We start from the raw sequence: 15256 nt of genomic DNA, 5'->3' as shown, positions 1-15256 counted from the left end.
TTTTAGAGTATGAGAAAAATATTAAAAATAGCGGGGAACGAGTTAAAAGCTCTTTTCTATTCACCCGTGGCGTGGTTTATACTGGTGATATTTGTTTTTCAAGCGGGTAGTAGTGGCGTGCAGTGGCTTCAAGCTTTTCTTCGTCAACAATTTCTGGGTGATCCGATAGAATACAGTATCACGACGGCATTGTTGACCGGGATGACGGGAATGTTCACCGCGATCCAGCAGAATCTGTATCTCTACATCCCGCTTCTCACCATGGGATTGATGAGTCGGGAATTGGGAAGTGGTTCCGTGAAATTGTTGTACTCCTCTCCGGTGACGGCGGGGCAGATCGTTTGGGGTAAATTCATTTCGATGATGGTTTACGGTTTGTTGCTGGTAGGTGTGCTGCTGGTAATTAATCTTTTCGTGGCTTGTATCGTACCTTCCTATGATTTCGGTTTACTCTTTTCCGGTTTGCTGGGTTTATTCCTGTTGATGTGTGCTTATGCGTCTATCGGTTTATATATGTCGTGCCAAACCTCTTACCAAGTGGTGGCGGCGATGGGAACACTGGCCGTGTTAATCGTGTTGAACTTTATCGGAGAGGTGGGTCAGAGTGTAGAATTTGTACGGGAAATCACCTATTGGTTATCCATTAAAGGGCGTGCGACACAATTTATCAATGGTCTGGTATGCAGTGAAGATTTGCTTTATTTCGTTATCGTGATTGCTTTTTTCCTGACACTCTCGATTATGAAAATCGAGGGACATCGGGCAAAAAGGAGCAGATGGGTTTCCATCGGGAGATATTGTGCCGTGGTAGCTGTCGTTGTCGCTGCAGGCTATCTGACTTCCCGTCCGGGATGGTTGTTATATCACGATATGACGGCAGACAAAACGCAAACTCTGACGAAAGGCAGCCAAGATATACTGGCAAACATGAAGGGAGATCTAACCATAACTACTTACGTGAACCTGTTGGGAGTGAATAGTACCTACGGGATGCCGGAACGGGTAAAAGGTGACATGGAGAACTTCAAACAATATATACGCTTCAAATCGAACATTGAATTGAAGTATGTCTATTACTATTTGCTTGATAATGAAAATATCCGTGTTCGTTATCCGGGATTGAGCGACCGGGAAGTTGCTATGAAATACACTGACATTCAGAAATTGAATATCGATATGTTTTTGTCGCCGGAAGAGATTAAAAAACAGATAGATTTGGCTCCCGAGGGGTACCGTTTCGTGCGTCAACTGACTTTGGATAACGGGGAGAAAGTCTTCCTTCGACTTTTCGAAGATCAACTCGTGTTCCCCCGGGAAGCTGAAATTTCGGCTGCCATGAAACGTTTGATCGTGAAACCTCCCAAGGTGGCTTTCCTCACCGGTCACGGGGAAAGGGATGTGAATAATGTCGGTGACCGGGATTATTTCTCTTTTGCGAATAACAAAACTTTCCGTTACGCTTTGATTAATCAGGGATTCGATGTTATTTCTCTTGATCTATCCCGTGGAGGGACTATTCCAGTGGATGTCGATATCCTCGTGATTGCGGATATGCGGATTCCTTTCACTGAGCAGGAACAGCAAGCGTTCGACCAGTATATTGCTAGAGGAGGAAACCTGATTATTGCCGGAGAGCCCGGTCGACAGGCTGTTATGAATCCCTTGGTAGAACCGTTTGGTGTTCGTTTTATGCCGGGAATGCTCGTGCAACCCACGAAAGATTTTAACGTTGACCTTATCCAATGTGATGTGACAAAGGCCGCCGCGGAGATGACGTACGCTTACGAGAGATTGTTGAAGAAGAAAAATAAAATTACTATGCCGGGGGCGGTCGGTTTGGATTATACGACCGACAAAGGATTCCGGGTGCAACCGATTTTAACCACGGCAGACTCCGGTTGTTGGAATGAACCGAGTGTACAACGGGCGTCTGAACTGAAAGCCCCCCTTTCTCTCGGAACAGGAATCGTCGGACAGGCTTACCCGACAGCCTTGGCGTTAGATCGGCAAAGCGGCGGTAAAGAACAAAGAATCATAATCCTCGGTGATGCCGATTGTATCAGCAATGCAGAATTAATGATGTTCCGCAAGGGTATCGATGCTTCGAATTACTCCCTGATCACGGAATCTTTCCGTTGGCTCAGTGGCGGAGAATTCCCAATTAATACCCGCCGTCCCGATCCGCAGGATACTTCCGTTTCCATGGAATTACCTTCCATGATTTGGGTAAGAATCGGATTCTTGGGCGTTTTCCCCTTGTGCTTTATTGTATGTGGTATTGTTGTCGGGTATCGAAGGAAGAAGAGATAATTAAAGTATCAAGATGAAGTATAGGACTATTCAACTGTCCCTGTTTGCGGGGGAGGGTTGAATAGTCCTTTTTCGTTGTGTTTACACCAGCGTGAAACTTGAATTTAGTGCTGTTTTGAGTTCTTGTATCAGTTTATTCGCGTTTAGGGGTTTGGATACATAACTATTGAATCCGTTTTTCATGATTCGTTCCTTATCCGAGGCGAAAGCATATGCCGTGACAGCGATAATGGGAACCGAATCAGAGAATTTCCTTATCTCTCGCGTGGCTTCGTAACCATCCATTTTGGGCATATTGATATCCATGATGATGATTTGAGGTTTGTGTTGTTGGTATAATTCAACTGCTTCCTGTCCGTTCCACGCATGGATAAGTTTGTATTTTGAGCCGAGAATAGATTGAAACAGCAAATAATTGCTTTCATTGTCTTCCGCTATCAGTATTGTGATATCTTTCTGTTTTATGCATTCTTTCTGTATTTCTATAATAACAGGTTTGCTTTCTTCGGTAGTGGCAGTCAGGTATGGGATGGTGAACCAGAAGGTGCTGCCTTTGCCTTCACCATCAGATTCTACACCGATACGACCTGACATTTTTTCAACGATGCTTTTGCAAATGGAGAGACCGAGCCCGGTTCCCTGCGCGAAATCGTTCAGTTTGGTGAAACGTTCGAAAATACGTTTTTGTCCTTCTTGTGATATACCTAATCCGGTGTCGCGGACGAAGAAACGGATTTCATTCTCTTGTAGTTCATAACCGAAAGTGATACATCCTTTGGGGGTAAATTTGCAGGCGTTTGTCAGTAAGTTTATCAATACTTGGGACAAACGATTGGGTTCTGTTTGGATGTAACAATCGGCAGCCCCGAGAGTGAAGTTCAATATTACCCCCGGCTGAACTCGCAGGCGTACGGTGCTTTCCACGGAACGAATGAGTTCATTCAAGTCGGTAGATTGGTAATTGAAATCGAGCGTGTTCGATTCTACTTTTGCCAAATCGAGCACGTCATTAATCAATTGTAGCAGTAATTGATTGTTATTCTCGATGATTCCTATAAATTGTTGTTTCTGTTCTTCGTCTTCAGTCGTGGTCAACAGGTTCGAGAATCCCACGATAGCGTTTAATGGCGTGCGTATCTCGTGGCTCATATTGGCGAGGAATGCGGATTTCAGACGGTCGGATTCTTTCGCTTTTTCCCTTGCAGAGATAAGAGCCTGTTCCTGTTTTTTGCGTTCGGTAATTAATAGCAATGAGCCGATAAGAGCGGTGGGGTGCCCGGTATTATCGCATTGGGATACGGCGGCGTTGATTTCCAGCCAATCAATGTGTTCTTTTCCCGCTTTTTGAGAAACAATGCGGAATTCTGCCTTGGTGTATTGTAATTTTCCGTTTAAGAAGTCGTGGTGTATCTGTTTGACACGGGTAACATCTTCTGGGTGTATTCTTTGAAAGTATTCGCTTTCTTCGATGATATGTATCGAGTGAGTCGAGCCTTCCTGCTTGGTAAAGTTCATGTGGCTCAGTACACGTTGTACCTCGCAGGCTATTTTGTGATTTTTCAAATCCCAACGCCACGGGATAATACGTGCCACGCTCAATGTCATATCCAATTTTCTCGCCGATTCTCTTAAATCGTTCTCTGCTTTGCTTCGGCTTGTGACATCCAGCCCGAAGATATCAATCACGTTTTCTTCTGCCGACTGGCAAATGATGAATTCATAGAAAGTGTTGGTTTGTTTGAAATAATGCGTGAACGTGACCGAACTTTCTTTTTGGAAGACGGTTTCGATGAAAGGTGAAATATATTCCACGGGGAAAAGCGGATGCTGTTGGTCGTTATCCGTGTTTTGCTTGGTTAGCGTGTTGAATGACTCGTTTGTGGAATGGTAAGTCAAGCGTGTCACGTGACGGTCTTTATTGAAATTGACGGCGGCTTGTGCGTAACAGATGGGCATGTTGCGTACCAGTATGTTGTGTGTCTTGAAGAGGGCGAGTTTCTTGCGTTGGAACAAGGAGTTCAAGACGGCAACGATAATCAGCGACACGAGGATAATGATACCGATGATGATCTGCCAGCTATATTGTTGCCATAGGGTTTTCGGTTTGTTGATAAACTTTGTTCCCGGCAGACAATTTTCAATGGAAAGGTGGTCTTGGACTAGTTGAATGTAGTTGACCACGGGGTGGGATTTTGTAGAATAGATAAAAGGAATGTTGCGCATGGATTTCCCTTCCAGCATTTTGATGACAAGTGCCGGAAGAGCTTCTTGTGTTTGTTTTCGCTCGGGGAAATAACCGCCAAGAACACCATCTTGAAGATAGGCACTTCGTAGGGCGAAAACGGGATGGGGGGATGCGGAAATCATACGTGTATCCCCGGAAATGAGCGTGGGGAAGCCGTGCACGTTTTTGCGTTCATAGAACCAAGTGGAGAAAAGTAAACCGATTGTCAGATCCCGGCTGACCAAGTATTCTTGCAAGTGTTCGGCGTTTTGATCGTTACCCACGAGCCACTCGTATTCGAGGGTAGGGTATTTTGCTAAAATATATGCGTGAACAAGTCTGTCCAGATAACGATTCGTGTAAAGTTCGTCCGCGATGAAAACGATTTTCTTTATTTGTGGCTGCATTTGTACCATCATGTCGATGGTTTGTTCGTATAGGAGCGGTATCTCGATATACGCGAAATTGTATTGCTCTCTGACTTGGGATAACGGGGTTAATTTACAGTCCATTAAATTTAGAGTGCCACCCGTGTAATAATATTCGTTCGGTGCGAATGAATCCTCGTTACCGATTAATATCATCGGGATATCTCCCCATTCTTGTTTGATACGATCTCTTAAAGTAAAAGCCATGTTACCGATCAGTACCAGATAGTCAGGTCTTTTATTTTCGAAACGGGTGAAAATGCCGTCTTCCATCTGTTTGAATAATGTCTTGTTACGGATGAACGTGCCGTTCATGTGAATTATTTCGGCAGACACTCCCGCGGTCTGGGCTGTTTGCATTGTGATAGGAGTGATCAATTCCTGACTCCATGGAGCTCCTTCGTTATAGGAATTGATAATAAGTAGACGTCGCTGCTCTTTGGCTTCTGTTGTTTGGGGTATGAGTGCCGATGTAAATCCCAAGTATGCAAATAGCATAGCCACGCACTTGAAAATAAGATAGGATTTTTCGTGTATCATTATGGTAATATATTTTCTTCGCTTGTAAAATTGTATAGAATTTCTATCCTCGTAATTTGATATTTTATGTGTCTGCAAAAATATTAAAATCTGCAACTATGATCAAAAAAAAGTAGGTCGTTTTTTGATTTGTTAAAACATTATTATTCAATAATGCTACTATATTGAAGTATTATTGGCTGATATATAATTATGTTTTTTGGGGAGGCTATTTTTAAACCATCATTTTGTGATACAAAATTAATACGTTCCTATGATAATGCAAAATTTTCATGTAATAATTTGGTACATACATGAATATAGATATTTTATAATTATTAAAACCACTTCTTTTAAACCCTTTTTTTTCAATCTCTTTTAACGATCGTTTAATGCGATTCGAGTTGTGAGTTTAATTTGATTGATAAATAGATGTTTAACATGGGTGCTGAATGGCGTTATTTATTTTGTTAAGTATGCCTTGTTAAATTGGGTTACAGTTCGATGAGGTTTACGTTGGGTGTATAAATTACGATGAATCTTGAATATGGGAAAAATGAGTTTAAAGCTTTGCGTGTTTTTGCTTTTTGGGCTTTTTTTCAGCACGGGAGTGAAATGCCAAAAGATGGCGGTAAAGAGTAACTTATTGTATGATGCAACGGCAACGATTAATGCCGGCATGGAGTTTTGTTTAGCCACGAGGTGGACGTTTGATCTTTCGGGTAATTATAACGGGTGGACTATATCGGGCGACCGTAAGTGGAAGCATTGGATGATGCAACCGGAAGCCCGTTACTGGTTTTGTGATCGTTTCGCTGGACATTTTTTAGGTGCACACGCGTTAGGGGGAAAGTACAATATCGGTAACTTGAAAAACAGCATCTCTTTTCTGGGGACTGATTTCTCCAAGTTGACGGATCGTCGTTATCAAGGTTGGTTTATAGGTGCCGGGGTAGCTTACGGTCACTCGTGGATACTTTCCAAGCATTGGAATTTCGAGGCGGAAATCGGTGTGGGGTACATTTACACGCATTATGACGTGTATCCTTGTGCCGAGTGCGGGACGAGATTGGCAAAAGGGCGGTCGCATCATTACGTGGGACCGACAAAAGCGGCGTTGAATTTGGTTTACTTGTTTTAAAAAGGACGGTTATGAGAAAGATATGGTGTTTTATCATGTTGATATTATTCGGGGCAAACGTGAGTGGGCAGAAACTTGCCGACGGGCAGGTCGTGGTGAGGAATCTCGACGTGGTGCGCGGAGAGAATGCCTTGTTTGTTTCGATGGATTTGGATGTATCCGCTTTGGATATTGCCACTAACCGGGAATTGCTTTTCGTTCCGGTATTAAAAGGCGATCGGGATAGCGTTCAGTTACCCTTTGTGATAGTGGCGGGACGGAACCGTTATTTCTATCATTTGCGTAATACTCCCGTGTCGGATGGGGATATGCTGGAACGCGCCGGACAGGCAAAAGTGATTCGTTATCGGGCCGCGTTGCCGCTTGAGGGATGGATGTCTAAGGCGACGCTGGCGATAGACGAGAGTGCTTGCGGTTGCCGTGGCGAAGGGGAGGACAGTCGGGTACCCTTGTTGCGGATGGAACCGAAGGTTTATACCCCGGTGTTCGTGTACTTGCCCCCGGAGGTGGAGACGGTGAAGACGCGGGAGGTGAAAGGTTCCGCTTATATCGATTTCCCGGTGAATCGCACGGAGATTCACGAGGACTACCGGAAAAACCCGTCGGAATTGCGGAAGATCAGGCAGACGATAGACGTGGTGCGGAATGATCCGGATGTCCGTATCACTTCGTTAAGCATCAAGGGATTTGCCTCTCCCGAGGGTACTTACGCGAATAATACCCGTCTTGCCAAGGGAAGAACGGCAACATTGAAAACGTATGTGCGGGAGTTGTATCACTTCCCGGACAGCGTGATCTTGACTTCCTATGAGCCGGAAGATTGGGCGGGGTTGGAGGCTTACGTGGACAGCACGAATTTGAGAAATCGTGATGCGATACTGGCGCTTATCCGTTCCGGTGTGGAGCCGGATGCTAAAGAGAAGATGATAAAATCGACTTATCCGGAGGAATACCAGTTCCTACTGAAGAACGTGTATCCCGGTTTGCGGCATTCGGATTACGTGGTGCGATACGTGGTACGTACTTACACGAGTGCTGAAGAGATACGTCGAATCATGAAAACGCAACCGCAGAAATTGAGCCTTCGGGAGTTGTATATTGCCGCGCAAGGTTTGGAGCCGGGCGGTGACGAGTACAACGAGGCTTTCGAGATTGCGGTGCGGATGTTCCCGGGGGATGAGGTCGCTAACTTAAATGCTGCCAATGCCGCCATGGCGAAGGGCGACTTGAAGGGAGCTGCTCGTTACTTGGATAAGGCGGGTGACCGTGGGGAAGCAGTTTATGCCCGAGGGGTCTATGCCGCACTATTGAAAGATTATGAAACGGCGATGAGGTTTTTCGCCGAGGCAGCCCGAGAGGGCATAGCCGAGGCTGAAGATGCTTTGCGCCAAGTAGAAGAAGTAAAAAATGACCAATTTAAATAAAAAGGAAAGATGAAAAAAATGTGGAATTATTTCGCGAGCATTCTCGTGATGGGTCTGTTCGCCGGGTGTAGCAATGACACCCTTACAGGTGACGATTCAGACGGGGATCTGAATGGATCTAAAGATGCCGTTTACATGAATGTTTCGGTACAACTTCCTGCCGGGGGAGGGATCGGTGCTCGGAGTAAAACAGACACCCCCGACAAAGGTGATTACGTAACCAGTACGGATAAGACGGAAGAGGGGAAAGACTACGAGAATAGAGTCGATGAGGTGTTGCTTGTGTTGGCAACGACTAAGAACGAATTTATCGCTCATAGTATTATAGAAACGGATAAAAAAGATGTTATTAAAGAATTGAAATCGTCATCTTTCAACACGACTAAAAAAATTAGTAAATCGGAATTGGCAGCGTACTATGATAAAAAAGGAGATGCTAATGGAGATTTGAAAGACGCTAAAGTGCATGTTTACGTGTTCTGCAACCCCACGCAGGATTTAAAAAACAAGATTAAGAAAGCAGCGTTGGAGTCAACAGATTGGGTAAATGAGATTGCAACAGTGGAGGCTGAGAAGGTAGAGACTGAGAATTCTGATGTTTGGGGTGGAAAAGAGCATAAGGGTGGTTTTTTGATGTCTAATGCCATGAGAGCAGAAAAGACTTTACCTAAAAACATGGAAGATTGGAAAGATTATACATCCGAAACTACCGCTTTCGATTTATCCGGATGGAATAATTATGGCACAGACAAGGAGGTTAATAATAGTGAGTCCGGGGCAATCAAGGTGGAGCGTTCTGTCGCTCGTTTTGATTTTAGAGACGGAAGCTCTACTGAAACAGATGCTAATACCTATGATGTTGTAAAGAAGGATGGTAACACTATTATGCAAATCCAATTGCAGAAGATTGCATTGGTAAATATGAGTAAAGAATTCTACTATTTGCGTCGGGTGTCTAACGACGGATTGGGTGCCGGTACTATTTGTGGTGTGGAAACATCAAATAATTACGTGATTGACACGGATGCCGACTATAAGAACGGGACTATTGATATAAATTCTTATGGAGATCATTTTAATTATTGTCTTGGTAATGTGGATGGGGGAATATGGAAAATTGACCAAGAGGCTCGTAAACAGTGGGCTGTATATGAAATAGCTAAAATATTAGCTCCTACCGCAGAAGACGATAATTATAAGGATAAAGAGTATAAAATTTGGCGTTACGTAACCGAAAACACGATTCCCGGGGAAACAGGCAATCAAAAGCAAGGAATCTCTACCGGGATTGTTTTTAAAGGTAAAATGGTTGTTCCCGATGGTGCGGACGAAACTTCTTCTTTAGTCAAAGCTATTAATAAGGTTGAGGGAAAACCTATGACAGATGATATTCTTTATACGTATTTGACGAATATTTACGTGACTTGGAAGGAGGTTCGCAAGGCAGCTTTACAACCGGATGCTAGTCAAGAATTTTATAAAGCCGTATTTGGAGATCCTGAAAAGGCAGGCGATGTTAAGGCAGAGGAATTGAATGCTGCCGGGGAGGTTGAAACACCTGCTAAGTATAGTGACAATGAGGATAGTCCAGATTATTTGTGGGCGCAATGGCATGAGAATCCGGCAAATATAGGCAATATAGCTTATTGGAATAGTTTTAGAGATGCAGCAGTAAAATCTTTGTTTACAATTTATCAATCTAGTGTAGACGAAACTACTAACATTCCCGGGTATTATTGCTATTATTTTTACTGGAACCGTCATAATGATAATGAGAAGGCAGGAGAAATGGGGCCAATGGAGTTTGCCGTGGTACGTAACAATGTATATAAGCTTGCTGTTACTAAAATTGATCGTCTTGGTCACCCGCGCATTTCGGATAACGATCCGGACCCTGTTGACCCGGAAGATCCTGACGAAAAAGGCGATGTTTACCTGACGCTTTCCGTTGAGGTGTTGCCTTGGGTAGTTCGTGTAAATAATATCGAATTTTAAGAAACGACATGCAAAGTAGAAAACGAAATATAGTTTCAAGAATCATCGGTGCGACGCTCTGTGTCGCATCGATGAACTTTGCCTTCTCTTCGTGCGAGAAAATATATGAAGATCTTGATCCATGCGCACACGGGGTATCGCTTCGTTTTATCTACGACTACAACATGGAGTTTGCCAACGCTTTCCCCAAGAAGGTGGATTGCTTGACACTTTATATATATGACGAGGAAGGCAATCACGTGGGTACCCGTGTGGTGACAGGACCGGAACTGCGTGACGAGGGTTTTCGGATGACGTTGGACCTCGAACCGGGGAATTATCGTTTCGTGGCTTACGGGGGGATGGCTTGTGGGAAAAGTTCTTTTTCCATGGTACGGACACCGGAATCGGGGTGCAAGTATAGCGATGTGCGGGCAAAGATGGATGTGGATTGTTTGACGAATCCCGACCGGAAAAAGTTGCACGATATGTACTGGGGGCAGCTAACGCTTGCCACTGCCGACTTGTATCAAGAGGGCGTGGTAGAGATGATGAAGAATACCAACAATATCCGAATCATGTTGCAACAGATGAACGGAGACCCGGTAGATGATAAGGATTTTGATTTCGAGATCACGGATGATAACACCTTGTTTGCTTGTGATAACGATTTGATCCCGAACGGAGTCGAGACGTATACCCCTTGGGCTCGAGGACAAGCTTCGACGGGAGTGATGGAGGGAAGCAAGGAGGTTATCGAGGCGTACGCGGAATTTTCGACTTCACGGCTGATGCTTAAAAATAGTCCGAAACTCGTGATTCGCCGGAAGGGTGGCGAGGAAGTGGTGAACATCCCGTTGAACAATTACTTGCTTTTGTTCAGGAGCGAGTTTCATAAAGATATGGACAAACAGGAGTTCTTGGACCGAAGGAGCGAGTGGTCGATGCTGTTTTTTCTTGATGAGGATCACACGTGGCTGAAAACGAAGATAAAGATTAATGATTGGACGGTTAGAATCAATGATGCAGAGATATGATAATGAAAAAGGTTGCGTATGTTATCATATTGTGGTTAACGGCATTCTTGTTAGCAGGAGGGTGTAGTCGGGATACGAAGGAAGATGCCGGGGAAGAGGTTCTAGTGAATCTCGATATCAGTGTGGCGTTATCCGACGTGGCTCAAACCTTGGCTCGTGGTGTTAAGGAAGATGCAGGGCCTGCAAATGATGACGAGAAGATGCAAAAGTTGCGTGTTGTCGTGGTGCGGGAGAATGGTATCGTCGAGAAAAATGGCCTTATGAATCTTTCTCAGCCAGCCGTAATGAATGAACGCTTGAGCGAACGTTTGAAGGTGGTTAGCAAGGAATGGAAACAGATTTACCTTTTCGTGAACGAGGATAACGAGAAAATCAAGGTCGGTCATGGAGATAGCGATGAATCGGTTTCTTTAACAAGTTTTCTTGAAAGCATGGCAGTTGGGTCAGTATTCCCGACAGAAGAGATTTCCGAATTGACTGTCCGGTTGGACATGCCTTCCGGGCAATTGGAGGGGGCTTTGCCTATGAGCGAATGTCATTGGGTGTATGTACCCAAAAAGGAACATGAGTGTGAGCTTTTCGTGACGAGGAGTGCCGTGAAATTCTCGTTCCGAATCACGAATAATGGTTCGAAAGATAGCAAATTAACCGAATTGACTATCAAAAATATGATGGACAAGGAGTATTACTTGCCGCGTAATGCGAAATACGAGAACGAGGAAATTGATGGCAATAAATATTTAGCGATACAAACTTATGATATACCTTCGTTTGCCAAAGAATACGATTACAAACAAGAAGGGCTTGAGATTTCTTTACCTGTTAATAAAGAGGTCGCTTTGAAGCCTATTTATTTGCTGGAGGGGAAACACGAGGGAGCGTATTCCGTGGAAATCAAGGTGAACGGTGCCAACATGGAAGGAGTTCTCGAAAATTTACCTCGAAAACTCCCGAGAAACACGCATGTCGTGGTTAATATCACGATTAATAACAAGAATTTAGAGTTCGAGGTAAATGTTGAACCTTATAGAGAAGTTGAACTCGAACCGGGTTTCGGGATAAACTGAAAACTTAAGGAGATATGAAACGGGATATAATATATAGTCTTTTATGTATGTTGTTCATCTTTGTTATCGCTTGCGAGGATGAACCGTTGGGAGAAGAAGATGATTTTACTCCCGGTGCCAAGAGTGTGGTGACAGCTACCGTGGAATTTAAACCATTGGTTCCTGCCTTAAATGGAGCGAGTAGAACAGCGGGGAATGCGATAAAAGAGATTAGCAGTTTATGGATGTTGTTGTACTCGGAGGATGGAATGTTGGTCGAGAAGTACAAGATTGAAGATTTCACGAAGACAACAATTGGCAGGAATGACCTTACAACAGGTGGACCCTATGCTGAATCGAAAACCTCTCGTGCAGCATTTAAACGGGCTGTTCCTCAAGGACGGTACTATGTTTACGCAGTTGCCAATCTGGATTTGGAACTTGATATTTATAAAAACGCTATTCAGACTCGGGATGGATTGAAAGGAATATCTTTTAACTGGGTTGCCGAGGATGTGACAAAGAACAGCCAAATGTTCGGTCACTTTTCAGAGGATGGAAAGATAGATGCCACGGATGGAACGGTGCTTATTAATAAAAATACGACGAAGTTGTACGCATGGGTGCGTCGTGCGGCATCGAAAGTGACCGTGGCTTACGATGGGACGGATCTTAACGAGAACGTGTACATTTATTTAAAATCAGTACAAATCAAGGATATTCCGACTACTTGTTTTTTAGGAAAAGAGAATGCTCCCGATATTACAAAAGATAAAGCCGCTCTTATAAAGGATGGGGAGTTAATCGATTATTCCGAAGGCAACACCACTTATAACTCTAATTATAAAGCGAGAATCACGAAAGGAACTCCTAAATACAGTAGCGCAAATCCGGATAAAAATGAAAAAGATCCTCATGGAGAGACTGTTGAGGCGCTTTACTTCTTCGAGAATATGCAGGGAGAGGGAGAGGAAGGAACTGAAAGTGATAAGCGGCAAGATGTAAGTGGTAACAATTCCTCGGTAAGCTACCCGACAGGAGGTAAGGAAGATGATAAGGCTTATAAAGATGCGAAGCCTTCGGGAACCTATATAGAGGTAAGGGCATATTACGTGTCCTCTAATGAAGAACGCGTGGGGAGTGGCGATATAGTCTATCGTTTTATGCTAGGAAAAGACGTGATCAAGGATTATAATGCTGAACGAAACTATCACTATAAATTAACTCTCAAGTTCAATAAGTTTGCGAACGATGTGGATTGGCATATCGAATATGAAGAGGAAGTACCCGGTATTGAAGTGCCGCAGCCTTATTACATTTCTTATCTTTATAATCGTACCATGGATTTCCCTCTAAAAATCAATACTGCCGGGGCTAAACTTTTGTCTTTGGACGCGAGAATTATATTCAACAATTGGGCTCCGGAGGGGGCTTCAACACTGGATTATGCGAGGCAGTATGATTGTGCGGTGACGTCCAGTGCTGAAAATGCACCTTGGAATGGTTTTCTGTCGCTTCGCAAGACCACTGCCAGAGTGCTGACAATTGATCCTGACCAAGCGAATGAGGCGGCTGGCGTGGAGTATGTTGGAACTGAGGATAATACTGCTGGTAATAAACTCTACTATAATAGTGAAGAAAGGGGAAAAAGGAGTTACACTATAAGCGAGGGACAAACAGAGTACGTTGATGATGATAATGGTAATTATAGTATAAAACCTACCGAAGGGAATAAAACCGTCAATGTGAAGATTCCGTTGTATACCCGAGCTAAACAGATGATTATTAGTACAGCTTATACCGGTAATAATCCTTATGTAGCCTATCAACGCCGTGCAGAAGTGGAATTTACCGCGAAAATCAAGTTTGATGACGAGAGGGGTGAAAAGATATTAAAAGATACGGCAAAGATTTTTCAGGTGCGACGTGTTGTCAATCCCAAGGGAATTTATCGAAGTGCGGAGAACACGACTTCCTTTCACGTGAAATTGATGAGATTGCCTAAAGAGGAGGCTACCGAGTTTGAAGTTTTCCCATCCGAAGGACCTTGGCGGGCTTATATTCCCCAAGAGGTGGATGGAGTTTCTTTTGAAGGGGATGATTTTATTACACTCAATGGTGGTCAGGAGGTGGTAGGAAAGACGGGAAGTCCTATCGAGTTCACCGTGAATTTCAAAGGGAAACTCAAAGAGGGTGAGGCTCGTCACACGATTATTCGTGTAGACTATCATAATTATACTTGCCAACACTTGATTTTCGTGACGCAGGGAGATGCCCCGGTGCAACTTGTGAGCGATGGTGCGAAGTGGCATACCCGCAATTTAGTTAGCGAGACGCGAGAGGCTGCCAATCCTCTTGACGAGGGTTCCTTATTCCGTTTTGATAACTTGAAGCAGCCCATCGCGGCATCCAATCAGGTAAATTCTCGAACCCCGTGGACTAATGTTAAAAAAGAAGATTTTAAAGATGCTAAAGATAAGGAATTTACAATAGTGGGGAGTGAAAAAAAATTGCTGTGGGGAGAGATAGATGCTGGAACTTCTGACACATCTCCCACGTGGAAGGTGAATTTAGGGAATGGAGCAAGAATTGCAAAGTACGAGGATTACCAAGCTCTTTTTGATGATGCAAATATCCAACAGGGGTATGGGGTGCTTTATGGTGATGAGGCTAATGATACTCGCGCAAGTATTCAGGACGTTTATGAATACCGTATCGGTGCAGATGGGAAAGCTAGCGGCTATGGAATGAGAGGATGTTTCGTGTATAATAAGACTAATGGTAAGCATGTGTTTTTTCCTGTAGGAGCATCGGGATATGGGCACCGAAGGAACTATGATTATGAGCCGTGGGGCGGTACTCCGTTTAATGAGAATACTAATGGAAGAGGTGTACTTAGATATGCTTCCGGGAGAATAGATTATTACCCCAATCCCAAAAATAATCCTTTATTCTATGATCTATTCCGGCGACCGGGGGCGGTTTATTGGTTGAATAATAAAGTAGAACCGGGTTCTAAAGTTGCTTGGGATATAAATTATTTTACTTTTGATTTTAACTCATTAGATGACGCTAATGTCTTTGCGAAGAAAGGAGGGGATAAAAAAAGTGATGCTTGTTTTATCCGTTGCGTGGAAGATTAACTGCTTTAAA

General features: G+C 43.8%; 8 protein-coding genes. 7 read left to right on the top strand and 1 reads right to left on the bottom strand.

Features of this window, described 5'->3' with window-relative positions:
* The first annotated feature begins 9 nt into the window (after positions 1-9).
* Positions 10-2310 (top strand): Gldg family protein, encoded by a 2301-nt coding sequence (locus ACK8P8_RS19390; protein WP_186975909.1) that lies wholly within the window; start codon positions 10-12, stop codon positions 2308-2310.
* Positions 2311-2391: 81 nt separating this feature from the next.
* On the opposite strand, the gene ACK8P8_RS19385 is transcribed toward ACK8P8_RS19390, so the two are convergent.
* Positions 2392-5502, bottom strand: a complete 3111-nt coding sequence (locus ACK8P8_RS19385; RefSeq protein ID WP_369860230.1) for a response regulator — start codon at positions 5500-5502, stop codon at positions 2392-2394.
* 526 nt (positions 5503-6028) lie between these two features.
* Between ACK8P8_RS19385 and ACK8P8_RS19380 the strand changes: the two genes are divergently transcribed.
* Genes ACK8P8_RS19380 through ACK8P8_RS19355 form a run of 6 tightly spaced genes read left to right on the top strand, consistent with a single transcriptional unit; the run spans position 6029 to position 15246 of the window.
* Positions 6029-6622 carry a DUF3575 domain-containing protein gene (locus ACK8P8_RS19380; protein ID WP_369860229.1) on the top strand — a complete coding sequence of 198 codons (594 nt, stop codon included), beginning with the start codon at positions 6029-6031 and terminating at the stop codon, positions 6620-6622.
* Positions 6623-6633: 11 nt separating this feature from the next.
* Positions 6634-8046 (top strand): DUF3868 domain-containing protein, encoded by a 1413-nt coding sequence (locus ACK8P8_RS19375; protein WP_369860228.1) that lies wholly within the window; start codon positions 6634-6636, stop codon positions 8044-8046.
* Between the two features lie 9 nt (positions 8047-8055).
* Positions 8056-10041 carry an Mfa1 family fimbria major subunit gene (locus tag ACK8P8_RS19370; protein ID WP_410026157.1) on the top strand — a complete coding sequence of 662 codons (1986 nt, stop codon included), beginning with the start codon at positions 8056-8058 and terminating at the stop codon, positions 10039-10041.
* An 8-nt stretch (positions 10042-10049) separates the two neighbouring features.
* Complete coding sequence (locus tag ACK8P8_RS19365) at positions 10050-11057, top strand: FimB/Mfa2 family fimbrial subunit (RefSeq protein WP_369860226.1); 1008 nt, start codon at positions 10050-10052, stop codon at positions 11055-11057.
* Positions 11054-12124 carry a hypothetical protein gene (locus tag ACK8P8_RS19360; RefSeq protein ID WP_369860225.1) on the top strand — a complete coding sequence of 357 codons (1071 nt, stop codon included), beginning with the start codon at positions 11054-11056 and terminating at the stop codon, positions 12122-12124. The genes ACK8P8_RS19365 and ACK8P8_RS19360 overlap by 4 nt, the downstream gene beginning before the upstream one ends.
* A gap of 14 nt (positions 12125-12138) precedes the next feature.
* Complete coding sequence (locus ACK8P8_RS19355; protein ID WP_410026155.1) at positions 12139-15246, top strand: DUF4906 domain-containing protein; 3108 nt, start codon at positions 12139-12141, stop codon at positions 15244-15246.
* Positions 15247-15256: the final 10 nt, after the last annotated feature.

Origin of the sequence: Butyricimonas muris (assembly GCF_046365375.1) — a bacterium.
GTDB classification, from domain to species: domain Bacteria; phylum Bacteroidota; class Bacteroidia; order Bacteroidales; family Marinifilaceae; genus Butyricimonas; species Butyricimonas muris.
Note: the sequence above shows the minus strand (reverse complement) of the source record. Positions and strands in the feature narration are given on the sequence as shown.

What these genes read in the sequence shown, in the direction of transcription:
- ACK8P8_RS19390 (WP_186975909.1), top strand. Translation starts at nt 10, where the DNA reads ATGAGAAAAATATTAAAAATAGCGGGGAACGAGTTAAAAGCTCTTTTC.
- ACK8P8_RS19385 (WP_369860230.1), bottom strand. Translation starts at nt 5,502, where the DNA reads ATGATACACGAAAAATCCTATCTTATTTTCAAGTGCGTGGCTATGCTA.
- ACK8P8_RS19380 (WP_369860229.1), top strand. Translation starts at nt 6,029, where the DNA reads ATGGGAAAAATGAGTTTAAAGCTTTGCGTGTTTTTGCTTTTTGGGCTT.
- ACK8P8_RS19375 (WP_369860228.1), top strand. Translation starts at nt 6,634, where the DNA reads ATGAGAAAGATATGGTGTTTTATCATGTTGATATTATTCGGGGCAAAC.
- ACK8P8_RS19370 (WP_410026157.1), top strand. Translation starts at nt 8,056, where the DNA reads ATGAAAAAAATGTGGAATTATTTCGCGAGCATTCTCGTGATGGGTCTG.
- ACK8P8_RS19365 (WP_369860226.1), top strand. Translation starts at nt 10,050, where the DNA reads ATGCAAAGTAGAAAACGAAATATAGTTTCAAGAATCATCGGTGCGACG.
- ACK8P8_RS19360 (WP_369860225.1), top strand. Translation starts at nt 11,054, where the DNA reads ATGATAATGAAAAAGGTTGCGTATGTTATCATATTGTGGTTAACGGCA.
- ACK8P8_RS19355 (WP_410026155.1), top strand. Translation starts at nt 12,139, where the DNA reads ATGAAACGGGATATAATATATAGTCTTTTATGTATGTTGTTCATCTTT.